Origin of the sequence: Mucilaginibacter sabulilitoris (genome assembly GCF_034262375.1) — a bacterium.
GTDB lineage: Bacteria > Bacteroidota > Bacteroidia > Sphingobacteriales > Sphingobacteriaceae > Mucilaginibacter > Mucilaginibacter sabulilitoris.
Genome location: NZ_CP139558.1, coordinates 5635574 through 5660242, shown reverse-complemented (window position 1 = coordinate 5660242; position 24669 = coordinate 5635574). Strand labels below are relative to the sequence as shown.

At 45.4% G+C, this 24669-nt stretch carries 16 protein-coding genes; 12 read left to right on the top strand and 4 right to left on the bottom strand.

Annotation, left to right across the window (positions count from 1 at the left end; genetic code table 11):
• Nucleotides 1-6: 6 nt before the first annotated feature.
• The 3 genes from SNE25_RS24075 to SNE25_RS24065 form a co-directional block, all read right to left on the bottom strand.
• Nucleotides 7-1527 (bottom strand): sulfatase family protein, encoded by a 1521-nt coding sequence (locus SNE25_RS24075; RefSeq protein ID WP_321561570.1) that lies wholly within the window; start codon nucleotides 1525-1527, stop codon nucleotides 7-9.
• Between the two features lie 155 nt (nucleotides 1528-1682).
• Complete coding sequence (locus SNE25_RS24070) at nucleotides 1683-2045, bottom strand: DUF1304 domain-containing protein (protein ID WP_321561569.1); 363 nt, start codon at nucleotides 2043-2045, stop codon at nucleotides 1683-1685.
• Nucleotides 2046-2086: 41 nt separating this feature from the next.
• Entirely contained in the window at nucleotides 2087-2851 is a 765-nt protein-coding gene (locus SNE25_RS24065; RefSeq protein WP_321561568.1) for a DeoR/GlpR family DNA-binding transcription regulator, read from the bottom strand.
• A 279-nt stretch (nucleotides 2852-3130) separates the two neighbouring features.
• On the opposite strand from SNE25_RS24065, the gene SNE25_RS24060 reads away from it, so the two are divergent.
• The 3 genes from SNE25_RS24060 to SNE25_RS24050 are packed head-to-tail and all read left to right on the top strand — an operon-like array spanning nucleotide 3131 to nucleotide 7056.
• On the top strand, nucleotides 3131-4717 hold the full coding sequence (locus SNE25_RS24060; protein WP_321561567.1) for a glycerol-3-phosphate dehydrogenase/oxidase: 1587 nt from the start codon (nucleotides 3131-3133) through the stop codon (nucleotides 4715-4717).
• Between the two features lie 53 nt (nucleotides 4718-4770).
• Complete coding sequence (gene glpK, locus SNE25_RS24055) at nucleotides 4771-6285, top strand: glycerol kinase GlpK (RefSeq protein ID WP_321561566.1); 1515 nt, start codon at nucleotides 4771-4773, stop codon at nucleotides 6283-6285.
• A gap of 42 nt (nucleotides 6286-6327) precedes the next feature.
• Nucleotides 6328-7056 carry an MIP/aquaporin family protein gene (locus tag SNE25_RS24050; RefSeq protein ID WP_321561565.1) on the top strand — a complete coding sequence of 243 codons (729 nt, stop codon included), beginning with the start codon at nucleotides 6328-6330 and terminating at the stop codon, nucleotides 7054-7056.
• Here the strand turns inward: SNE25_RS24050 and SNE25_RS24045 are convergent.
• Nucleotides 7053-8084: a LacI family DNA-binding transcriptional regulator gene (locus tag SNE25_RS24045; protein WP_321561564.1), complete on the bottom strand. Its 1032-nt coding sequence runs from the start codon at nucleotides 8082-8084 to the stop codon at nucleotides 7053-7055. The two genes, SNE25_RS24050 and SNE25_RS24045, sit on opposite strands and share 4 nt — an antisense overlap.
• 305 nt (nucleotides 8085-8389) lie before the next feature.
• Between SNE25_RS24045 and SNE25_RS24040 the strand changes: the two genes are divergently transcribed.
• From SNE25_RS24040 to SNE25_RS24000, 9 genes are all read left to right on the top strand, one after another.
• On the top strand, nucleotides 8390-10039 hold the full coding sequence (locus SNE25_RS24040) for a glycoside hydrolase family 28 protein (RefSeq protein WP_321561563.1): 1650 nt from the start codon (nucleotides 8390-8392) through the stop codon (nucleotides 10037-10039).
• A 16-nt stretch (nucleotides 10040-10055) separates the two neighbouring features.
• Nucleotides 10056-11051 (top strand): pectinesterase family protein, encoded by a 996-nt coding sequence (locus SNE25_RS24035; protein ID WP_321561562.1) that lies wholly within the window; start codon nucleotides 10056-10058, stop codon nucleotides 11049-11051.
• A 5-nt stretch (nucleotides 11052-11056) separates the two neighbouring features.
• Nucleotides 11057-12958: a glycoside hydrolase family 88 protein gene (locus SNE25_RS24030; protein ID WP_321561561.1), complete on the top strand. Its 1902-nt coding sequence runs from the start codon at nucleotides 11057-11059 to the stop codon at nucleotides 12956-12958.
• Between the two features lie 42 nt (nucleotides 12959-13000).
• Nucleotides 13001-14494 carry a tagaturonate reductase gene (locus SNE25_RS24025; protein ID WP_321561560.1) on the top strand — a complete coding sequence of 498 codons (1494 nt, stop codon included), beginning with the start codon at nucleotides 13001-13003 and terminating at the stop codon, nucleotides 14492-14494.
• Between the two features lie 12 nt (nucleotides 14495-14506).
• Nucleotides 14507-16159: a UxaA family hydrolase gene (locus SNE25_RS24020; RefSeq protein ID WP_321561559.1), complete on the top strand. Its 1653-nt coding sequence runs from the start codon at nucleotides 14507-14509 to the stop codon at nucleotides 16157-16159.
• A gap of 19 nt (nucleotides 16160-16178) precedes the next feature.
• Nucleotides 16179-17192, top strand: coding sequence for a zinc-binding alcohol dehydrogenase family protein (locus tag SNE25_RS24015; protein ID WP_321561558.1), 1014 nt, complete (start codon nucleotides 16179-16181; stop codon nucleotides 17190-17192).
• A 4-nt stretch (nucleotides 17193-17196) separates the two neighbouring features.
• On the top strand, nucleotides 17197-18756 hold the full coding sequence (locus tag SNE25_RS24010) for an MGH1-like glycoside hydrolase domain-containing protein (RefSeq protein WP_321561557.1): 1560 nt from the start codon (nucleotides 17197-17199) through the stop codon (nucleotides 18754-18756).
• Nucleotides 18757-19071: 315 nt separating this feature from the next.
• Entirely contained in the window at nucleotides 19072-21831 is a 2760-nt protein-coding gene (locus SNE25_RS24005) for an alpha-d-galacturonidase (RefSeq protein ID WP_321561556.1), read from the top strand.
• Between the two features lie 9 nt (nucleotides 21832-21840).
• Entirely contained in the window at nucleotides 21841-24669 is a 2829-nt protein-coding gene (locus SNE25_RS24000; RefSeq protein ID WP_321561555.1) for a glycoside hydrolase family 95 protein, read from the top strand.

Sequence of the window (24669 nt, the reverse complement as noted above, 5' to 3'; positions counted from 1 at the left end):
TGCCAATTATCGGTTTTTAATACTTTGCAGGGAATTTTTCAACTCGTTTAATTTGCCGGGGTTTGCATCGGCTAAATTATGTTTTTCACCAATATCATTTCTGATATTGTAAAGCTGCGGTTTTTGGTCGTTGCCCAATTCAATATTCACTTCGGTGTTCATTCGCGGCCCATTGCCTGGTTCAATATATTTCCAGTCGCCGGATATTAATGACAAAGTGTTGTTTAACGCCTGTTCAATAACATGATCCCTGCCCGTAGTGTTTTTGCCCAGTAGTACATCCATGGCATTTTTGCTATCCAAGTCATGTGAATCTTTAAGCGGACGTCCTGTAAATGCGGCAAATGAGGCTAAAAAGTCAATCTGGCTTAACAGTGCGTTTGAGACACCTTTAGTAACATGCCCCGGCCATGATACAATAAGCGGAATCCTTGTGCCGCCATCAAAGGCACTATACTTGCCGCCCCTTAGCGCACCCGCAGGTTTATGGCCATTTAATTTTGCAACTGCTTCATCCTGGTACCCATCATCCAGTACGGGGCCATTGTCGCTGGTGAATATGATCAGGGTGTTATTGGTTAGCTTCAGGCTGTCAAGCGTTTTTAAAATTTCACCTGTGGTCCAGTCCAGTTCCAATATGGCATCACCTCTTGCGCCCATGCCGCTTTTACCGGCGAAACGTTTATTCACAACCCTGGGTACGTGGATGTTATGCGTAGCAAAATAAAGGAAGAAGGGTTTACTCTTATTGGTTTCAATGAATTTTACAGCTTTATTAGTTATCACGCTGCTTATTTCCTCATCAACCCATAATGCTGATTTTCCTCCGGTCATGTATCCTATCCGGCTTACACCATTTACAATAGTTTGGTCATGCCCGTGCGAGGGCTTTAACTTTAACAGTTCCGGGTGGTTAGCGCCGGTTGACCAGTTTCCAACCGGGTTTTTATAATCAACTTTTATGGGATCGGAGGGGTCAAGATTAGCTACCCTGTGCCCCTCAACATAAACGCACGGTACCCGATCAACCGTGGCCGGTAAAATAAATGAGGTGTTAAAGCCGAGTTCAATTGGCCCGGGTTTAATTTCGCCATTCCAATCTGGGCCGATGCCTTTTTCACCCAAACCCAAATGCCACTTACCAATTGCCCCGGTTTCATATCCGGCGGTTTTAAATACCGCTGGTAGGGTAGGGCGGGCTGGGTCTATCAGCAAAGCGGCATCGCCAGGGGCTATACCTGTACCTTTTTTACGCCAGGCATATTGCCCTGTCAGCAATGAATATCTCGAAGGCGTACAGGTAGCCGAAGTAGCATGAGCATTAGTAAATAAAAGTCCATTTGCGGCAATACGATCAATGTTGGGTGTATGTACGTTTTTAGCGCCATAACAGCTGATATCGCCATAGCCCAAATCGTCTGTATAGATGATAATGACGTTGGGTTTAGATTGTTGGGCGGCGACTTTTTGCCCGGAAGACAGAAATGTGAGAATAAAAAATGCAGATAGATAAAAAAAATGCCTCATAGGTAAGCTTGTAATTTGTAAACCGGTTACAGCAATGCAATACGGCTATAAATATACAGAGACGTTTTTTAGGCCGAATGCCTTTAATTAAATAAAAGGCCTCAGTATCATTTATCTGCTTGTGAAGAAAATAAAAGCATCAGAAAATGAGCTTGTTATCTGTTAAGTAAAATTAATGCTATAGTTAGTAGGGCGGGTACAGCCTGTAAATAAAGTATTTTCCTGGTTACGGTGAAACAACCATACAAACCCGCAATAGCTACGCATGATAAAAAGAACAAAGCCACATTATCGCGCCATCGCTCGTCGGTAATAAAAAATGTCCAGAACAGGCCGGCGGCTAAAAATCCGTTATACAAGCCCTGGTTTGCGGCCAGTGTTTTACTGTTTTTTAGCTCTTCAATAGGTTTATTGAATGCTTTAGGACCGCGTGTGGTCCAGGCAAACATCTCCAGCCAAAGTATGTAGCAATGTATAACGCCAATAAGGGCTATAAGCAGTTTGATGATAAGGCTCATTGTGTGGATATTTATTTATAAATATAGCAAATACCCGGTACCTAAACTATGGTAACGTTAATGCCACGATCTTCCAATAGCTTAACCATTGCTGGGGCAATGCCGTTATCGGTTATAACGTGCTGAATTTGATCAAGCGCGCAAATTTTACCCAGTCCGCGCTTCCCAAATTTGGAGCTGTCGGCCAAAACAATAGTGATTTGGGCCGCCTCAATCATTTTTTGGTTTAAACGGGCTTCCATCAGGCTGGTGGTTGTTAACCCCATTTCCAGGTCGATGCCATCAACACCTAAAAATAAAATACTGCACGATACATCCTGTAAAATCTGTTCGGCATAAGGTCCCATTACCGACGATGAATTTTGGCGAAGTTGCCCGCCCAATTGTAAAACATCAACGTTTTGATGACTAGAAAGCTCCATAGCCACATTCAGGGCCGAGGTAATTACGGTTAAGTGTTTTTGAGGATTAATTGACCTGGCCAGCGCAACCATGGTTGTTCCGGAGGCGATAATGATGGAGTCGTTATTGCCTATCATGGAGGCAGCCACTTTAGCTATTTTGTTTTTTTCCTCCGCGTTTAGTTTTTCTTTTTCTGATACTGGCTTGTCGCTGGTATATGGGTTAGTTTTTGATCCGCCCCCGTGAGTCCTGAAAAGCAGGTTTTTATCCTCCAGTAGTTTCAGGTCCTTTCGGATGGTTACCTCCGATACTTTCATTTGGGCGCTTAATTGTTGTACGCTTACATGCCCTGTATCTTGTAGTTTCTTTAAAATTAACTGATGCCTCTCCGTTATACTCTTCATGTGTTCAATTAATATATTGCCCAAAAGTAACAATATCGCTAAAGCTTTTCTATATAATTTGTAGTTCTGCCGGGTATATAATGTGTTTTATTTCATTTTGTTTCGAAATCGCAAAACATTATAGTTGTTTTTGTAAACCAATTATCAATCGTGCGTTTTTCGCGGCTTTTTCTTAAAAATTCAATTTGTTAATATTTTGATTTGTTTCGAATTGTTATTATTGTATAAATTTGAAATTTAAATCGAAATAGCTCAATACAGGCTAATAATGCAGTAATCATGGTTGAAACAAATCGGGACGATATCGTAACGTCAATAGTAGGCCCCGAAAAAATATGGGACGTAATTATAGTGGGGGGCGGGGCCACCGGTTTAGGCGCCGCGGTGGATGCGGCTTCGCGGGGGTATAAAACCATACTGCTTGAACAGGCTGATTTTGCAAAGGGCACATCAAGCCGCAGTACCAAATTAGTACACGGCGGGGTGCGCTATTTGGCCCAGGGCGATATTGGCCTCGTGCGTGAGGCTTTGTATGAACGTGGGTTGCTGCTTAAAAACGCGCCGCACCTGGTAAAAAATGAATCGTTTATTATTCCCAATTATGAATGGTGGGGCGGCGCTTTTTATACCATCGGCTTAACCATATACGATCTGCTGGCGGGCAAGCTGGGGTTTGGCCGGGCAAAGCACATATCAAAAAAGGATGTGATCGCTAAATTATCTACCATTAATCAGAAAGGGTTGTACGGAGGGGTTGTATACCACGACGGGCAGTTTGACGATTCAAGGCTTGCGGTTAACCTTGCTCAAACCGCACTTGAACAAGGGGCAACCGTTCTTAATTATTTTAAGGTAGTGAGCCTACTTAAAAGCGATCAGCAAAAAATAACGGGTGTTGTTGTTACCGATGTAGAAACCGGACAAAGCTATGAGCTGAAAGGAAAAACGGTTATTAATGCTACAGGCGTATTTGTTGATAACCTGCTGCAGATGGATAAGCCCGGCAAAAGGGCCATGGTGAGGCCAAGCCAGGGTGTACATATTGTGCTCGACAGGTCATTTATGCCAGGCGAGGATGCGTTGATGATCCCAAAAACAGAAGATGGGCGTGTGCTTTTTGCCGTGCCGTGGCATGATAAGCTGGTGGTTGGCACCACTGATACTCCGCTTAACGAACACAGTCTGGAACCCCGTGCACTGGAAGAAGAAATTGAATTTATTATCCGTACCGCCAAAAAGTACCTCACAAAAGTACCAACCCGTAAGGATGTGTTGAGCGTGTTTGCCGGCCTGCGCCCGCTGGCGGCCCCGGAAGGCGGATCATCAAAAACAAAAGAGATATCGCGCAGCCATAAACTGCTGGTGTCTGAATCAGGTCTGATCACCATAACAGGCGGAAAATGGACAACCTATCGGCGTATGGGAGAGGATACTATTGATAAAGCTATTGAAATTGGTAAATTAATCACCAAACCAAGCGTAACCAAAGATTTGCCTATACACGGAAGCAAAACCAATGTTGACCGTAACGATCATTTATATGTTTACGGAAGCGATGAAGAAGCCATACTTGCCCTGCTAAAAGAAAATTCAGAGTGGGCCCGTAAATTGCACCCGGATATGCCTTACCTTAAAGTTGAGGTAGTATGGGCAGTGAGGCACGAAATGGCCCGTAGTGTGGAGGATGTTCTGGCCCGCCGGGTGAGGGCTTTATTCCTGAACGCGCGTGCCGCCATTGATATGGCGCCAGAGGTTGCCAGCTTAATAGCAAAGGAACTTGGTAAAAACAAGGCCTGGGAAGTAGAACAGGTACAGACTTTTACCGATTTGGCTAATGGCTACCTGCTTGAACCTTATCATCCTTAATTAAACAATACCATACCAATTATATTATATACAAAACCAGGGAAACATACATTATGGAAGATTACATTTTAGCTTTAGACCAGGGCACAACCAGCTCCAGGGCTATCATATTTGATCATAAAGGACAGATTAGATCTGTCGCGCAAAAAGAATTTACACAGATATTTCCGCAATCGGGATGGGTAGAGCATGATCCGAACGAGATCTGGAGCACCCAGGCAAGTGTGGCAGCCGAGGCAACCGTTAAGATGGGCATTAACGGAACAAACCTGAAGGCCATCGGCATTACCAACCAGCGCGAAACAACTATTGTGTGGGACCGTGTTAGTGGTGAGCCTGTTTATAATGCCATTGTTTGGCAAGACCGCCGTACCGCTGCCTTTTGTGATAAGCTAAAGCAGGACGGCCATACTGATCTCATCCGCTCTAAAACCGGTCTGGTTATAGATGCCTACTTTTCGGCCTCAAAAATCAGGTGGATACTGGATAACGTAGAAGGCGCACGTGAAAAAGCCAACAAAGGCGAATTGGCATTTGGTACAGTAGATAGCTGGCTGGTTTGGAAATTTACCCGCGGCCGCGTGCACATCACCGATGTTACCAATGCCGGCCGTACCATGCTTTTTAATATACAAACTCAGCAATGGGATGATGAGCTGATTGCGATTTTCGACATTCCGAAAAGCATGTTGCCCGAGGTAAAACAATCAAGTGAGATCTATGGCGAAACAGCTACCACTATTTTTGCATCAAAAGTACCTATCGCGGGTATAGCCGGCGACCAGCATGCAGCGCTTTTTGGCCAGATGTGTATTGATAAGGCTATGGTTAAAAACACCTACGGTACCGGCTGTTTTATGCTGATGAATATTGGCGATCAGTTTATGGAGTCAAAAAATAACCTGTTAACTACTATAGCCTGGAAAATTAATGGCAAAATACAATACGCCTTTGAGGGTAGCATATTTATTGGTGGCGCGGTGGTGCAATGGCTGCGCGATGGTTTGGGGATAATTAAATCATCGGCCGAGGTAGAGCAGCTGGCTTTGGCCGTGAACGATACCCAGGGTGTATATTTTGTGCCCGCCTTTGCAGGGCTTGGCGCGCCATACTGGAAACCCGATGTACGCGGAACCATAGTTGGTCTTAGCCGCGGTACAACCGCCTCGCACATTGCAAGGGCCGCGCTCGAATCCATAGCCTTCCAAACAATGGATGTGCTGAAAGCCATGGAAGCTGATAGTGGAATGGAGATAAAAGAGCTTAGGGTTGATGGCGGCGCTACTAAGAACGACCTGCTGATGCAGTTTCAATCAAACTTGCTCAATTGTAAGGTGATCAGGCCTAATGTAGTAGAGACTACTGCGCTTGGGGCCGCTTACCTGGCTGGTCTTGCGGTAGGGTATTGGAACAGTGTAGAAGAGATACAACAGTTGTGGCAATCTGAAAAAGAGTTTGTGCCGGAGGGCGACGAGTCAGAGATAAAAAAGGCAGTACACGGTTGGCGCAAAGCTATCCGCACGGCACAGGTATCTGCCGAAGAATTGCCCGATTCTGAATTATTGTAACTATTTTAACCAGCCAATTATTTACCATTAAATTATATAAATATGTCTCCATTCATGGCTGAATTTATAGGCACTATGCTGCTTATACTTTTAGGTGATGGCGTAGTTGCCAATGTAGTTTTAAAAGATACCAAAGGAAATAACAGCGGGTGGATGGTGATCACCACCGCCTGGGGGCTTGCCGTTTTTGTAGGGGTGGTTGTTGCCGGGCCTTACAGCGGGGCCCATCTTAATCCGGCAGTTACCATCGGGCTGGCCATTGCGGGTAAGTTTGTCTGGGCAAGCGTGCTGCCTTACATAGCGGCGCAAATGCTTGGCGCGGCTGCCGGGGCATTCCTGGTATGGCTGATGTATTATGACCATTTTCAGCGTACCAATGATCCGGGGTCTGTGCTGGCGGTTTATTGTACAGGCCCTGCAGTGCGTAACTACATATCAAACATTGCCAGCGAAATCATAGGTACTTTTGTGTTGATATTTACTATTTTTTATATTTCAGGAGCCGAAATTACGCCAAGTAAAACGCCCGTTGGCATGGGTTCATTGGGGGCTGTTCCGGTGGCATTGCTGGTTTGGGTGATAGGTTTGGCCCTCGGGGGTACAACAGGCTATGCCATAAACCCCGCCCGCGACCTTGGCCCGCGTATTATGCACGCTATTTTACCCATGAAAAGCAAGGGCACCAGCGACTGGGCCTACGCCTGGATTCCCATTTTAGGCCCGGTAGTGGGTGCGGGTATAGCCGCCTTCCTGTACCAGTACCTGCGTTAAAGCGGCTTTTGGGATGATGACCTGGGAATCAGTTCGGTTTCTACCTGTTCTGTGGTGAATTCTTCAACCGGCCATTTGCTTTCAATTGTTTTGATGAGCATTTCGGTAGCCATCTGCCCTATCTGAAAAGCCGGCTGACGTACCACCGTTAAAGGCGGATCAAATAATTCCGTAGCATCTGAGTTGGTGAAGCCCACAATGGCAATATCCTCAGGGACTTTCATACCCATTTTTTTGAGTATGTGCATGCAGCTGATGGTAAGCCTGTCGCTGCCTATAAAAACGGCGTCGGGGCGTTCGTCCATGTTTAACAGCTCTTTAACGGCAAACTCAACCTCGTCCTGTATCATGCCGCCATGGTTGCAATATTTTAAATAGCCGGGCTTAAAATGAAGGCTGTATTTATCAAGCGCGGCTTTAAAACCATCAAACCTTTCGCGGCTAATCACCAGGTTGCTTGAACTGGTGAGGTGCGCAATTTTGGTAAAGCCCTCTTTTATCAAAAGTTCTGTAGCATCAAATGACCCTTTAAAGTTGTTGGCGATAATCTTATGCGTATTAATATCAGGCGCAACCCGGTCAAAAAATACAATCGGAAAACCTTTCTCATGCAGATATTTGTATTGTGAGGTATCGGCTGTTTCGGCAGATAAGGAAACCAGCAAGCCATCTACATGTCTTGACAGCAAGTGTTGCACGTTGGCCGTTTCCCGATCAAACGATTCGTGCGTTTGCGTGATGATAACATGATAGCCCCGGTTATAGGCAATAGATTCGATACCGTTAATAGCCTGCGAAAAATAGTCATTGGCCACCTCACACACCACTACGCCAATAGAATGGCTTTTTTGCTCCTTAAGGCTTAAAGCAATAGGGTTGGGGCGGTAGTTTACCTTCTCGGCATACTCCAGTACGAGTTTTTTGGTTTCGGCGCCTATCTCATAACTCCCGTTTAACGCTCTTGATACGGTTGATGTTGATAAACCAAGAGCCTTTGCTATATCCTTTATGGTGTAAGATTCAAACATGATTTGTTGTACTGATCCTGTTAAGATCAAACGGTTTTATAATTATAGGAATCATTTGTTATGCGGCTAAATTACTGTAAAAAATGAAATTTGTTAGAGTTTGCAAAGTTTACTTTAATACAATTAATAAGCCGGAAATCCTGCAATCGTTTCCGGGAACGATTGCATAGTTTTAGTTGGGCATATCTTTTTTTTATTAACCCAGAGTAATTAATCTTGTTTAGGGATTGGCTGCTTTCGGGTGATTAAAAACTCTTGAATTGTACTTGTCCTGCACCAATTATAACAACCATTACAATAAAAACATGTCTGTAAAAGGATCATTCGGTATAGTGGCCCTGCTTGTTGCAGGGGCGTTGTCGGCATCAGCCCAGGTTTCGCCATATTCCTGGAAAAATTTACCGCGGGTAAGTATGCCGGTATTTAAAAAAGATACTTTCAATATTTTAAAGTACGGCGCAAAGCCCGACGGGCTTACACTAAATACAGGCAGCATCAATAAAGCTATTGCCGACTGCAGTGCGAAAGGAGGAGGCGTTGTGCTTATTCCGCAGGGGCTTTGGCTCACCGGACCTGTGGTAATGAAAAGTAATGTAAACCTGCATGTAAACAGGGCTGCGCTGCTGCAGTTTACTGATGATAAAAGCCAGTACAAGCTGGTTGAGGGGAATTATGAAGGACATGTAGCCGTACGTAACGAATCGCCAATTTCGGGTATTAACCTGACTAATATAGCCATAACCGGCGATGGTATTATTGACGGGCATGGCGAAGTTTGGCGCGCCATCAGTAAAGAAAGGCTCACCGAAGCCGAATGGAAAAAGCTGGTGGCATCTGGCGGTATAGTGAGCGAGAACGGAAAAACCTGGTACCCATCTGCAAGTTATGTAAAGGGCCTTCAAACACCAGGCGCAGGTATTTTGGGCCGGGGCAAAACCCTTGCCGATAATGAGCCCATGAAAGATTTTTTCAGGCCGAACATGCTGGTGCTTACCAATTGTAAAAAAGTATTGCTGCAGGGAGTAACACTTCAAAATTCCGCGGCCTGGGATATTCATACCCTGTTGTGCGAAGATCTGAATGTGCAGAATGTTAGGGTGAGGAATAACTGGAACGCGCAAAACGGCGACGGTATTGATGTGGAATCGTGTAAAAATGTGCTGATAGAAGGCAGCACGTTTGATGCCGGCGACGATGGCATCTGTATCAAATCTGGCCGCGACGAGGAAGGCCGCAAGAGAGGTAAGCCAACTGAAAATGTGGTGGTACGCAATAATGTGGTTTACCGTGCACACGGTGGTTTTGTAATAGGCAGCGAGATGTCTGGCGGTGCACGTAATATTTTTGTGTACGACTGTACCTTCATCGGTACCGATATTGGATTACGCTTTAAAACTACCCGTGGCCGCGGCGGCGTTGTCGAAAATATCTTTATTAAAAATATCAGTATGCGGGCTATTCTTCATGAGGCCATATTGTTTGATATGTACTACGGCGGTAAATCGCCCGGCGAAGATGATGTAGTTAAAGATGAGGCTACTATCCCGGTAACGGAAGCCACCCCATCGTTCCGGAATTTCTATGTAAATAATGTAGCGTGCAACGGCGCAGAAAAAGCGCTTATGATCAGGGGATTGCCCGAAATGAGCATCAAGGGCATCCACATAGAAAACAGTACATTTCAAACCGACAAAGGAGCTGATATTATTGAAGGGCAGGATGTGAGCCTGAAAAATGTGTACCTGCAAAGTAAAGACAGCAATCCGCTTATCAACATCCAAAATGGCAGTAACATCATGTTTGATCATGTAACTTATAAGAACGCTGAGTTGCTTTTCAAAATCAGCGGTAAAAAATCGGCGGGGATTAAGTTGTTAAATACGGATACATCAAAGGCAAAAAATAAGGCTGTATTTGGCGCGGGGGTAGCTAACAATGTATTAGTAGTAAAATAGTTTGGAGAGGGAAAAGATGAAGAGATTACAGTTATTAATGCTAACCCTTTTTGCACCGCTTGTCTTGCTGGCGCAGGCAGTTACCTATCCAACCCATTTTACAGTAGCGCAGGATGGTACCGGCGATTTTAAGACCATACAGGAAGCTGTGAATGCCGTGCGCGATCTGTCGCAGCAGCAGATTTCTATTTTTATTAAAAAAGGCACTTATCACGAAAAGCTGGTTATTCCTTCATGGAAAACCAGGATTTCGCTGATTGGGGAGGACAAGGAAAATACCATTATTACCAACAGCGATTATTCAGGCAAGGAAAATCCGCAGGGAAAGGATGCTTTCGGCAAGCCAAAATTTACTACCTATACCACCTACACCGTTCTGGTGCAGGGTGATGATTTTATCGCGCAAAACTTAACTATCGTAAATGCCTCGGGACCTGTTGGTCAGGCCGTGGCACTGCACGTTGAGGGCGACAGGTGCGCTGTGTTTAATTGCCGCCTGTTAGGTAATCAGGATACCTTATATGCCGCTACAGAGGGTAGCCGCGAGTTTTATAAGGATTGCTACATTGAAGGTACTACCGATTTTATTTTTGGCGAAGCAACCGCGGTATTTGAGCATTGTACAATCAAAAATCTCCGGAATTCGTTTATTACAGCTCCGGCTACAACGCCACGTCAGCAGTTCGGGTTTGTATTTTTTAATTGCACACTTACCGCTGCCGATAGCGTGACCAAAGTTTTACTGGGCAGGCCGTGGCGCCCTTACGGAAAAACTGTGTTTATCAATACTGATATGACCAGCCCGGTATCTGCAACAGGCTGGGATAACTGGCGTAATCCCGAAAATGAGAAGACAGCTTTTTTTGCCGAATATAAAAGTACAGGCAAGGGAGCCAGTGTGCAGGGCAGGGCAGCATGGTCGCACCAGCTTACCGAATCTGAAATAAAAAAATACACCGTAAAAAACATCCTTGGCGGTAATGATAACTGGGATGTATCAGCATTAAAATAATCTGTATGATGAAGAAATTATTATTGGCATTTACTTTACTTTTTTCGGGCTTGCTGTTGCATGCGCAAACAGAAAAACCCTGGTCGCAGCGGATGGCGGCTACCGCTATGCATTTGTGGCAGGACTCTTTACCGGGGCATAACTGGTCGTATGACCAGGGTGTGGTTTTGCAAGGCTTGCAAAGTGTTTGGCTGCAAACTGCTGACAATGAATATTTTAAATACATACAGCGCGCTGCAGACAGGTATGTAACTGCCGATGGTGCCATTCGTACCTACAAAGCCGAAAATTATACGCTTGATAATATTTTGGCCGGGCGTAGTGTGCTTATGCTGGCCAATGTTTTAAACACTCCCAAATACTATAAAGCAGTTACTTTGCTGCGTAACCAGTTGAGCAAGCACCCGCGCGTACCCGAAGGCGGTTTCTGGCACAAAAAAATATATCCAGATCAAATGTGGCTCGATGGTTTATATATGGCCGGCCCTTTTTATGCACAGTATGCTGCCGTGTTTCATGAAGATGCTGATTTTGATGATGTAGCGAACCAGTTTATCCTGATGGAAAAACATGCCCGCGACCCTAAAACCGGTTTATTATACCATGGCTGGGATCAAAGTAAAAAACAAAAATGGGCCAACCCGCAAACAGGGCAATCTCCTGTATTTTGGGGACGCGCTGATGGCTGGTACGGTATGGGATTGGTGGATGCCCTGGATTATTTCCCGGCAAATCATCCAAAACGTGCCGAGTTACTGACAATTTTAAATCGTTTTGCTGCTGCTATTACCAACTACCAGGACAAAAATACCGGTGTATGGTACCAAGTATTGGATAAAGCAGGAGAAAAAGACAATTACCTGGAGGCCTCGGCATCGTGCATGTTTGTTTACACATTAGCCAAAGGTGTAAGGGAAGGTTATCTGCCCGCTAAATACCTGCCAGTGGCGCAAAAAGCCTATGCCGGTATCCTGAAACAGTTTATAGAAACCGATGCTGCCGGACAGGTTAATATCAAAGGTGTTTGCGGCGCTGTTGGCCTGGGTGGAAACCCATACAGGGATGGCAGCTATAAATACTATACCAGCGAACGCCCTGTAGTAAACGAAACCAAAGGCGTAGGCAGCTTTATGCTGGCCAGCGCCGAAATAGAGCGCCTGGCAAATGCAAAAGCCGGCATGGGTAAAACGGTATTGCTCGATAGCTATTTTAATAATGAGCATCATAAAGATATGACCGGCGCCAATATCCCTTTTCACTATAAATGGGAGGAGTGGGACAATAATGGTTTCTCTTTATTCGGGCATATTTTTAATACGTACGGCTTACATACAGCAACCTTATACCAAGCCCCCGATGCTGCAAACCTTAAAAAAGCGGCGGTTTATGTTATTACAGATCCTGATATCCCTAAAGAAAATCCGGATGCGAAATACATTGAGGAATCACATGTTAAAGCCATAAGCGACTGGGTTAAAAAAGGCGGCGTACTGCTGGTTTTAAATAATGATACTGGCAATGCCGAATTTAAACACCTGAACAAGTTGATGGCCAAATTCGGCATACAGTTTAATGAAAACAGTGTTAACCGTGTTGTTGGTCGCCAGTTTGAAATGGGGGCAATAAATATACCCGATGACAATACCATATTTAAAACCGCTAAAAAGATATACATCAAGGAGCTAAGTACTCTACAGCTCACATTACCTGCTGTGGCCCGGCTCAGCAACAAAAACGATATCGTTGTTGCCACAGCCAGGTATGGCAAAGGCACAGTACTGGCAGTAGGTGATCCGTGGTTTTACAATGAATATACCGATGGCCGTAAACTGCCGGCCGATTTTGACAACTTTAAAGCAGCCAACGATGTAGTGCAGTGGCTGGTAAAACAAACAACAGCAAAGTAATAGTAAATCAAATTAAATAGATACCCCAAAGCAATTAGTAGAATGATCTTATCAAAATACAACTTAAAAAAAATCAATGTTCCCGGTCTTGAACTTCCCGGAACGTCAATATTTGAACTGCCCGAAAAAGTATTACAATTTGGTACAGGAGTGCTTTTAAGAGGCTTGCCCGATTATTACATTGACAAGGCCAACCGTAAAAGCATATTCAACGGCCGGATAGTAGTGGTAAAATCAACAGACACCGGTTCGGTAACTGATTTTGATAAACAGGATAACTTATACACCATTTATTCAAAAGGGATTGAAAATGGCAAAGAGGTAAACGAGCAAATGATCTGTTCATCCATCAGCCGGGTATTATCAGCCGCTAAGGAGTGGGACACCATTTTAGAGGTAGCCCAAAGTCCCGATCTGGAGGTAGTAATTTCCAATACCACCGAGGTAGGCATTAAACTGGTAAAGGAAGATATACGCAAACATCCGCCGGAATCATTCCCCGGTAAGCTGCTTGCTGTTTTGTATGAACGCTATAAGGCCTTTAACGGCAGCGCTGACAGCGGCCTGACCATTATACCTACCGAACTGATTGTTGATAACGGTAAAAAATTAGAATCAATAGTACTGGAGCTTGCCCATCTCAACAAGCTGGAACCTGCCTTCATGGACTGGCTGGAAAGCAGCAACAGTTTTTGCAATTCGCTGGTCGACAGGATTGTACCCGGCAGCCCCGATAAAGAATTAAACACAACGCTTGAAGCTCAAAATGGTTACACTGATAACCTGAGCATCATGTCTGAAACTTATAGCCTGTGGGCAATTGAAGGCGACGAGAAAATAGCGTCGGTATTATCATTCAGTCAGGCCGATAAAGGGGTGGTTATAACACCTGATATTGAATTGTTCAGGGAGTTAAAACTGCGTTTATTGAACGGTACACATACGTTAAGCTGCGCGGTAGCATACCTGTCGGGCTTTAAAACGGTGAAAGAAGCCATGGACAACGAGCAGTTTACCCGCTTTATTACCCGGTTAATGCTTGATGAAATTAAACCTGCCATCCCTTATCAGATTGATGATGCCGTAGCAACGGAGTTTGCTGGTAAGGTTTTGGACAGGTTCCGCAACCCGAACATCAGGCACGAGTGGTTAAGCATTTCCATGCAGTACAGCACCAAAATAAAAATGAGGGTGATCCCTTTATTGCTTAACCATTACAAGCAGAGCAATGCCGTGCCGGAGTGTATGGCGCTTGGTTTCGCGGCTTTCATCAGGTTTATGCAACTTAAAGGCGGTACACTGGGCCAGTATACCGGAACAGCAAATGGCCATATTTATAAGGTTACTGATAGTCAGGCTGAATATTTTTCAAAAGTTTGGGAAAATGCTGATATCAATACTGTAGTACAAAACGTATTAAGTAATAAGGAACTGTGGGATGCTGACCTGAGCGCCTTACCCGGATTTAAAGATGCCGTAATTGAGCAATTTAATCTGATTAACGCGAAAGGGCAGCTGGAACTGAGCACTATTTAATATTAAACCGTCATGAAACAAAGAATTATAAAAGTACATCCGGCAGATAATGTTCTGGTAGCCCTTACCGATCTGCAGGCCGGTGAAGAGGTTGTTTACCAAAACAACTCCTATAAATTAGTTGATACCATACCTGCTAAACATAAATTTGCCATTGCCGATATTGCCGAAGGTGGCGAAATTATTATGTATGGTGTGTTGGTTGGTAAGGCGCAAAGCCATATCCCCGTTGGCGGTTTATTATCAACAGGTAATGTGGTACATGCTGCCAATAGCTTTTTAACAGGCAGCAGCCATACCGACTGGCACAAACCCGATGTAAGCAAATGGCAAAGTCAAACCTTTAACGGCTACCACAGGGAAGATGGCAGCGTAGGCACTGCCAATTACTGGCTGGTGGTACCCATGGTGTTTTGCGAGAACCGTAATATTGAGGTATTGCAGGAAGCGCTTGTAAAACAGCTGGGCTATGGCCGCAAAAAAACTTACGAGGTAAAAGCACAGCAACTGATCAATAAAATAAAAGGGGGCAGTACTATAGATGAGGTTTTGTATACCGAAATTGACGCCGGCACAGCCCAAAGTACCGGCGATAAGCTGTTCCCGAATGTGGATGGTATTAAATTTTTATCGCACACAGGAGGCTGCGGCGGTACCCGTCAGGATGCTACTACTTTATGTGGCTTGCTGGCAGGTTATATTACCCACCCAAATGTTGCGGGCGCTACTGTATTAAGCCTGGGCTGCCAAAACGCAGAGGTAAGGATATTACAGGAAGAAATTAACAAGCGGTCGCCAGATTTTAATAAACCGCTTTACATATTAGATCAGCAAAAAACAGGTAAAGAATCTGACCTGCTGGAACAGGCTATCCGTCAAACACTGGCCGGTTTAATGCAGGCCAATGCCAATGTGCGTAAACCTGCACCATTAAGCAAACTGGTTATCGGTTTGGAATGTGGTGGTTCTGATGGATTTTCGGGCATTTCGGCTAATCCGGCTATCGGTTATACATCCGATCTGCTGGTGGCGCTGGGAGGTTCGGTTATACTTGCTGAGTTTCCTGAACTGTGTGGTGTAGAACAAAACCTGATTGATCGCTGCTTTGATAAAGATAAAGCCGAACGTTTTGCAAGCCTGGTGAGCAGCTACAGCCAACGTGCCGAGGAGGCAGGTTCCGGTTTCTACATGAACCCATCGCCGGGCAATATTAAGGATGGCTTGATTACCGATGCTATCAAATCGGCGGGAGCTGCCAAAAAAGGCGGTACGTCGCCGGTAGCCGATGTGCTGGATTATCCCGAAAAGGTGACCAAGCCCGGATTGAATTTATTATGTACCCCGGGTAACGATGTGGAATCGACCACTGCCGAAGTTGGTTCAGGTGCCAATGTTGTTTTATTTACTACCGGGTTGGGCACGCCAACCGGTAACCCGATAACTCCTGTAGTAAAAATCGCTACTAATACCACTTTGTTTAATCGTATGAGCGATATAATCGATATCAATACCGGTACTATTGTAGAAGGGGATGAAACCATTGAGCAGGCCGGCGAACGGATACTGGACTATGTAGTGAAAGTAGCCAGCGGCGAAATTGAAGTAAGTGCCGTAAGGCATGGTCAGGATGATTTTATTCCGTGGAAAAGAGGCGTTTCTTTGTAAAATGATATTTGTGTAAATAATGAAAGTACTAACCTGTATAACACCCGGAAAACTGGAATACGGCACCGCCGAAGCTCCCCAGGTAAAACCCGGAAACGCCCTGCTTAAAATTAAACGGATAGGTATCTGCGGAACCGATCTGCATGCTTTTGAAGGTACACAGCCTTTCTTTAGCTACCCCCGAGTGCTGGGCCATGAGCTGGCTGCCGAACTCATTGATGCCGGCAATGCGCAGGGTTTTGAAAAAGGCGAATCAGTAACTTTTATACCTTATTTTAATTGCGGGCTTTGCATAGCTTGTCGTTCGGGTAAACCTAATTGCTGTGTTAATATACAGGTTTGCGGCGTACACACCGATGGCGGTATGGCCGAATATCTGCAGGTGCCATCGCACTTACTGGTACATGGCGAAGGTTTAAGCTTTGATGAACTGGCGCTGGTTGAACCTCTGGCCATAGGCGCGCATGGCGTGCGCCGGGCCAATGTACAACCTGGTGAGTTTGTGCTGGTAATCGGTGCCGGACCTATTGGTTTGGGTATTATGGAGTTTGCCCGTATTGCCGGTGCAAGCGTCATTGCTGCCGATGTTAACCTGCAGCGCCTGGCTTTTTGCAAGGATAATTTAAAGGTGGCCCATACCATAAACGTAAAAGACGAAAACATGACGGAGCGCCTGGCTTCCATCACCAATGGCGATATGCCAACCGTGGTAATTGATGCCACAGGCAACCAAAGGGCTATAAACGGCGCGTTTCAATATATGGCTCATGGGGCAAGATACGTATTAGTTGGCCTGCAAAGGGACGAGATCATCGTGAGCCACCCGGAATTTCATAAGCGCGAGGCTACCCTCATGAGCAGCCGCAATGCTACCCGCGAAGATTTTGAGCACGTTATCCGCTCCATGAAAAACGGATTGGTTGACCCGCAAACCTATATCACTCATCGGGTAACATTTGACGAGGTGAAAGATCAGTTTGAAAGCTGGCTCAATCCGGCCAATGGTGTAATTAAAGCCATGGTTGAAATATAAAATAATGAAGAAGATATCTGTAATACTGGGGTTGATTGCCGGTTTGTTTGGCTTTACTGCGGGTAATACTTTCGCGCAGCAAAAACATTTGCTCAACCCAAATAAGCTGAAAAGCTACGTTGGCTATTTTAATGCTATTGATACCGAAACGGTAAAGAATTACATCACCAACGATCATGCGTATGAATGGCTCGCCAACAACGTACCGCTGTTTGAATGTCCCGATTCGGCTATCCAGAAAATATATTATTACCGCTGGTGGACCTTCCGAAAACACCTCAAGCAAACACCCGACGGATTCATCTTTACCGAATTTATTACCCCGGTAAGCTTTACCGGGGTTTACAATAGCTCCAGCAGCGCGCTTGGTCACCAGGTTTACGAGGGCCGCTGGCTGCATGATCCGCAGTATATTAACCAGTATATCAACTTCTGGCTGTATGCCGATCCAAAGCAGAAAAAGCCACACCTGCATGCCTTCAGCAGCTGGATTGATGATGCGGTTTACAATTATTACCTCGTTAACCTCAATAAACCTTTCATACGGCAGGCATTGATTCCACTAAACTTAGATTATAACAAATGGGAGACCGAAAAGCAATTACCCTCCAAATTATTCTGGCAGTTTGACGTGCGCGACGCCATGGAAGAATCCATCAGCGGGGCGAGAAAAATTAAAAATATCCGGCCTACCATCAACAGTTATATGTATGGCAACGCCATAGCGCTCACCAAAATGGCGGCGCTGCTGGGGAACGATACCTTGCAAACCAAATACACCCAAAAGGCAGCCGAATTAAAAAAACTGGTACAGGACAGCCTTTGGAGCGATTCTGCCTCATTTTTTGAAGTGCGAAAGCCCAACGGAAATTTCGCCGATGCACGTGAGGAACTTGGTTTTATTCCCTGGTATTTTAACCTGCCGGCAGATAAACCGGACTATGCCAAACAATGGGATCAGTTAACCGATACCAAAGGTTTCAACGCGCCATGGGGTATCACCACAGCCGAACGGCGGCACCCCTTGTTCCGGACGCATGGTACCGGGCATGGCTGCGAGTGGGATGGGGCGGTATGGCCGTTCGCCACTACGCAAACCCTTAAGGGGCTGGCAAATCTGCTTACCAACTACCAGAACAAAGGCAGTATGACGCCAACTGTTTTTTATAACGAATTGCATAAATATGCCATGTCGCACATCAAGCGAGGCGTGCCTTATTTAGGTGAATACCAGGACGAGAAGACCGGTTACTGGCTTAAAGGCGACAATCCGCGCAGCAGCTATTACAACCACTCGGGTTTCTGTGATCTGGTAATCAGTGATTTAGTGGGCCTGAAACCACGGGCAGATAATATGCTCGAAATTTATCCCCTCATTCCGCAAAATCAATGGAAATGGTTTGCTTTGGATAATGTGCTGTATCACGGCCATACCATCAGCATCTTGTGGGATAAAACCGGAACCAAATATCATAAAGGCAAAGGGTTTATCATTTATGCCGACGGCAAGGTGCTTACACGCAGCAAACTGTTAAAGCATGTGCTGGTAAAGCTGCCTGGTTAACCATAGCAGATCTTTACTGCGCTACTGACCATGTCATCTTTAATAAACTGTATAAAATAGTTTATTATTAGTTATTCCATAAATTCATATTCGTTGATTTTAGTCAACGGATATGAACGAGCTCATCTTAATAGCTTGGTGATAATGGTAATATCGTATAGTACCTTGAAAAAATATCAGATGAAAAAACCATCTCAGACCAATATTTTTGGATATTATACAACCAATTAAGTACAAATCTTAATACCATCTTAACATACCTGCTTTACCAAAGTTAAGTCCCCTGAAATGGCTTTGCGGCAAATGATTTTGAAAATGAAAATAAAAACAGCCCACACTTGCCACTTTTTTTTTATACTGTTATTCAGTTGTTTTGCCTTATCGGTAACAGCTAAAAACCCGGTTAAAAAGTTAACCATCGTATTGCCCGCAAAACACCATGAGCGGCTCGACTATGGCGCTCAAAAATTAAAACTGGCCTTGCAGCAGGCAGGGTACACCGTTACCACGCAAAAAGGCGCTAAGGCCGTTGCGGGCAATATCATTTTCATCGGTCTTTCACAGGACGTTGTTATTAAAGCCGCATTATCAAAGCAGCACATCTCCATTGCTAAAACGCCCGGTAAGGAAGGTTTCACCATCAATAGCAATGGTAATACTACGATTATAGCAGGTGCCGATAACTCGGGGGCTTTATATGGCTGCCTTGAACTGGCCGATCGTATTAAAAGTGCCCGCGCCTTGCCTGCTAAACTATCGGTAACAGATCAGCCCGAAATGGTTTTGCGTGGCGCTTGTGTAGGAGTGCAGAAACCTGCCCTGTTGCCCGGTCGTGGTGTTTATGAATATCCGTACACGCCCGAAAACTTTCCCTGGTTTTATAATAAGGCTTTATGGTTAAGATACCTTGATTCGCTGGCCGAAAACAGGATGAATTCCCTCTACCTCTGGAACGGTCACCCTTTTGCCTCGCTGGTAAAAGTAAAGGAATATCCTTACGCTGTAGAGGTGGATGATGCTACCTTCAAAAAAAATGAAGACATGTACCGCTTTTTGGCCAGTGAGGCCGATAAACGCGGTATCTGGCTGATACAGGGTTTTTACAACATTATTGTATCCAAGCCATTTGCCGAAAAAAACAACCTCAAAACGCAGGACCGCAACCGCCATATAGTGCCCATTATTGCCGATTATACCCGCAAATCAATCGCCACTTTTGTGCAAAAATATCCTAACGTAGGTTTGCTCATTACCCTGGGCGAAGCCATGGAAGGTGTAGGGCAGGACGATATAGACTGGTTCACCAAAACCATTATCCCGGGCGTACAGGATGGCTTAAAAGCATTAAACCGTACCGATGAGCCGCCTATTGTACTGCGTGCACATGACAGCGACGCGCCTTCGGTAATGAAGTATGCCAAGCCATTATATAGCAACCTGTACACTATGGCCAAATATAACGGCGAGGCGCTTACCACGTATGAGCCCCATGGCCCCTGGGCCGATCTGCACCGTACTTTAAGCCGCATTGGCACCGTGCAGATAGAAAACGTGCATATTCTGGCCAACCTCGAGCCATTCCGTTATGGGTCGGCCGATTTTATACAGAAATGTGTGCTGGCTATGCATAATAGCTATGGCGCCAATGGCTTACATATTTATCCGCAGGCCTCCTACTGGGACTGGCCATACACTGCCGATAATAGCGGTAACACGCGTTTATTGCAAATTGACCGTGACTGGATCTGGTATAAAGAATGGGCCCGTTATGCCTGGAATTGTCACCGCGACCGCTCAGACGAAATAAATTATTGGGCAAAACAACTTGCCGGTAAATATGGCAGTAATCAAACAGGCGGCAAGGATATTTTAACGGCTTATGAGCAATCAGGCAATATTGCTCCCGAATTGTTAAGGCGTTTTGGTATTACCGATGGTAACCGCCAAACCATGACACTGGGTATGTTGATGGCGCAGTTTGTTAACCCCGAGAAATTTGGCCTGTTCTCCTTGCTTTATAATTCCGAAGGCCCCGTAGGCGAAATGATGAGTGAATACGTCGAAAAGGAATGGAAGCATCAGCCCCATATTGGCGAAACCCCTGTTAAAGTGATTGACAGTGTAATAGCCCAGGGCCGCAAAGCGGTTGAAGCTATTGACCAGGCATCGGCAGGTATAACAAAAGACAAAGCCGAGTTTAACAGGCTCAAAAACGATATGTACTGCTATAACGCGCTGGCCAACAGCTACGCTTATAAGGCAAAAGCGGCGTTGTGGGTGCTGCGTTATAAATACTCAGATAACGTGGCCGACCTTGAAAAAGCCCTGCCCGAATTGCAAAGTAGCCTGGAATATTTCAGGGAACTGGTCGATTTGACCAAAAGTACTTATCTGTATGCCAACAGCATGCAAACCAAGCAGCGTAAAATACCGGTTGGGGGCAACGATGCCAAAATGAAAACGTGGGTAGAGTTGCTACCGGTTTACCAAAAGGAGTTTGATAATTTTAAACGGAACATTGATTCATTGAAATCGCCGCAAGCTTCGGCCAAAAAAACAGAAAAGATTGTTTTAACCGATGCCGCTGTAAATATCCAATCGGCAGGCTATTATAAACTTACTGCCGGTGAGCAGGTGTTTGCAGATACAACCGTCGCGATAAAAAATGTGGCACCTGAACTGGCCGGATTAAAAGCTATAAAACTAAACAAGGCCAGTCAGCTTAAAAATGGTACAGAACTAAAATTTACCAACAGTAAACCTGTAAAAGTATTAGTGGGCTTTTTCAGCACCAAAGATGCTGGTTATTCTCCCGCGCCGCAGCTGGAAACTGATGCCAGCGCCAATGATTACGGCCAGGCCGATAGTAAAATTGCCAATGCCATACAAATTGAAGGGATGCCGCCTGTTAATGTTCATTCTTACACTTTTAAAGCAGGTACCAATACGCTTACCCTGGGTAAGGGAGCCTGTTTAATTTTAGGTATAGTTGACGATAGCGCTGTTATCCCGGTTTATGATGCCGGTTTAAGCAATGCTGGAAATATTAAGGATTTACGCTGGTTGTTTAATTAAATTTAGGCTATGAAAAACATGCTATCATTGGCCTTTAAACAATTAGGCTTTGCTGCAATACTAACACTTACAGCTGGTTCGGCCAGTGCGCAAACCAATTTAAAACTGTGGTATAAACAGCCAGCTCAAAAATGGACTGATGCTTTACCCATCGGGAACGGTCGTTTAGGGGCCATGATATTTGGTGGAGCAGATGAAGACCGTATCCAGTTTAATGAACAAACACTGTGGACAGGCGGCCCGCGCCATTATGAGCGCGAAGGGGCGGTAAAGTATTTGCAACCCATACGTCAGCTCTTGTTCGACGGCAAACAACCCGAAGCCGAGGCGTTGGCCCAGCAACATTTTATGGGCATGAAAAGCAATGAAGCTAATTATGCAGCGGATTCTGCCGCCTGGTTAAAAAAGGTAAGCTCGGCTATAGCACCTGCCGCTGCCGGTTTTAATGATAGCCAATGGAAAACCATCACGTTCCCTGCAGCAAATGGCTGGGAAACTATTCCCGGTTTTGAAGGCCTTGATGGTGCTGTTTGGTTGAGGACTACCATTGATGTTCCGGCGAACATGACAGGCAAAAACATGATATTGAATATTGGCCGCGTGCGCGATATGGATTTTACCTACGTTAACTGTAAACTCATTGGTTCATCGGCAAATACTAATAGTCGTAAGTATACCATTCCGGCAGGTTTGCTGCATGTTGGTAAAAACACTATAGCAGTTCAGGTCATTAATTTTTTTGACAAAGGTGGACTTACTACTGTTAAAGAAAAATTCGCCGTTTATCCAGAAGGAGAGAAACCCGAGAATGGCATCCTGTTAAAATCACAATGGAAATACTGGGTACAGAATGAAAACCCGCCATCATACCCGCGCTACAACGCCGACTACCAGCCATTTGCCGATGTATATCTGCAATTTCCTAAACAAACAGTAGCAGATTATAAACGCGACCTGGATATCAGTAACGCTACAGCCCATGTAACTTACAAAGCGAACGGTATAACCTATACCCGCGAATACCTGAGCAGTGCGCCCGACCAGGTGATCGCTATTCATTTAACTGCTAGCAAACCGGGCAGCATCACCTTAAAGGCATTGTTGAAAAGTCTGCATAAAAACTATATCACCCGCAAAATAGATGATCATACGCTGGCGCTGTCATTAAAAATACATGACGGGGTGTTAAAAGGTGAAAGTTATCTGCATGTTCAGCATAAAGGCGGTAGGGTATCGGTAACCGCAAATAATATCAGTGTTACGGACGCTACCGAAGCCACCTTTTATTTAGCTGCCGCAACTAATTTTAAAAACTATCATGATGTTTCGGGAGATGCCGGGGCAATATGTAAAAAGCAAATAGCGGCTATCGCCAATAAAAGCTACGCCGCCGTCAAAACAGCACACGTTAAAGATTATCAAAAGTATTTCAACACCTTTTCTATCGATCTGGGCAAAGGATCTAACGCGGACCTGCCAACCGATGAGCGGATACTGAAGTTCGGGGAAACTCCCGATCCGGAGTTTGTAACGCTATATGCCCAGTATGGCCGGTACCTGCTCATATCTTCTTCACGCCCCGGCAATGGTCCGGCAACGCTGCAGGGCTTATGGAACGATTTGCTTACACCACCGTGGGGCAGTAAATACACCACCAATATTAACCTACAGATGAATTACTGGCCTGCGGAGGTGCTAAACCTTTCTGCTTGCAGCCAGCCATTTCTCAGTATAGTTGATGATCTGGTACAAACCGGTAGGCAAACAGCAAAGGCACACTATGGAGCGCCGGGCTGGGTGCTGCACCATAATACCGATCAGTGGCGGGGTACCGCGCCGGTAAATGCCTCAAATCATGGTATCTGGGTGAGCGGCGGCGCCTGGCTTTGCCATCAGCTGTGGGAGCATTATTTATACTCGCAGGACGAAGATTTTTTAAAGAACCATGCCTATCCCGAAATGAAGGGCGCGGCGGAGTTTTTTGTACACTTTTTAGTGAAAGACCCTAAAACCGGATACCTTATCAGCGCCCCATCCAATTCGCCGGAACATGGCGGACTGGTGGTCGGGCCGACCATGGATCACCAGATCATCCGCGACCTGTTTAAAAATTGCATCAAGGCATCAGAAATTTTAGGCATCGACAAAACATTTGCAGATACACTGAGGACAACATATAACAAGATAGCGCCAAACAAGGTTGGCAAATATGGCCAGTTGCAAGAGTGGATGGAAGATAAGGACGATACTGCCGATACGCACCGCCATGTGTCGCACATGTGGGGAGTATTTCCGGGCACCGATATTACCTGGGACACACCCGGATTGATGAAGGCTGCCGAAAAATCAATGCAATACCGTGGCGACGAAGGCACAGGCTGGAGCATAGCCTGGAAGGTAAATATATGGGCCCGGATGCGCGAAGGCGATCATGCTTACATGATGTTCAGGAAACTGCTTTCACCAGCCGATGTAACCTCCGGAAAAGAAAAAGGTGGTGTTTATCATAACCTGTTCGACGCACACCCACCGTTTCAGATTGACGGGAACTTTGGCGGCGCGGCAGGTCTGGCCGAAATGCTGCTGCAAAGCCAGGGTAATGATATTGAACTGCTTCCGGCGCTGCCATCTGCGCTGGCAGAGGGCAATATTAAAGGCATTTGCGCCCGCGGCGGCTTTGAACTGAATTTTACCTGGCAAAACGGAAAATTGCAAAGTGTAGAGGTGCTGTCAAAAACAGGCGGCGTTTGCCATCTGCGCTATCAGGACAAAACTACGAGCCTTAACACACAGCAAGGTAAAACCTACCGGTTTAGTGCCGATCTGAAACAATTATAA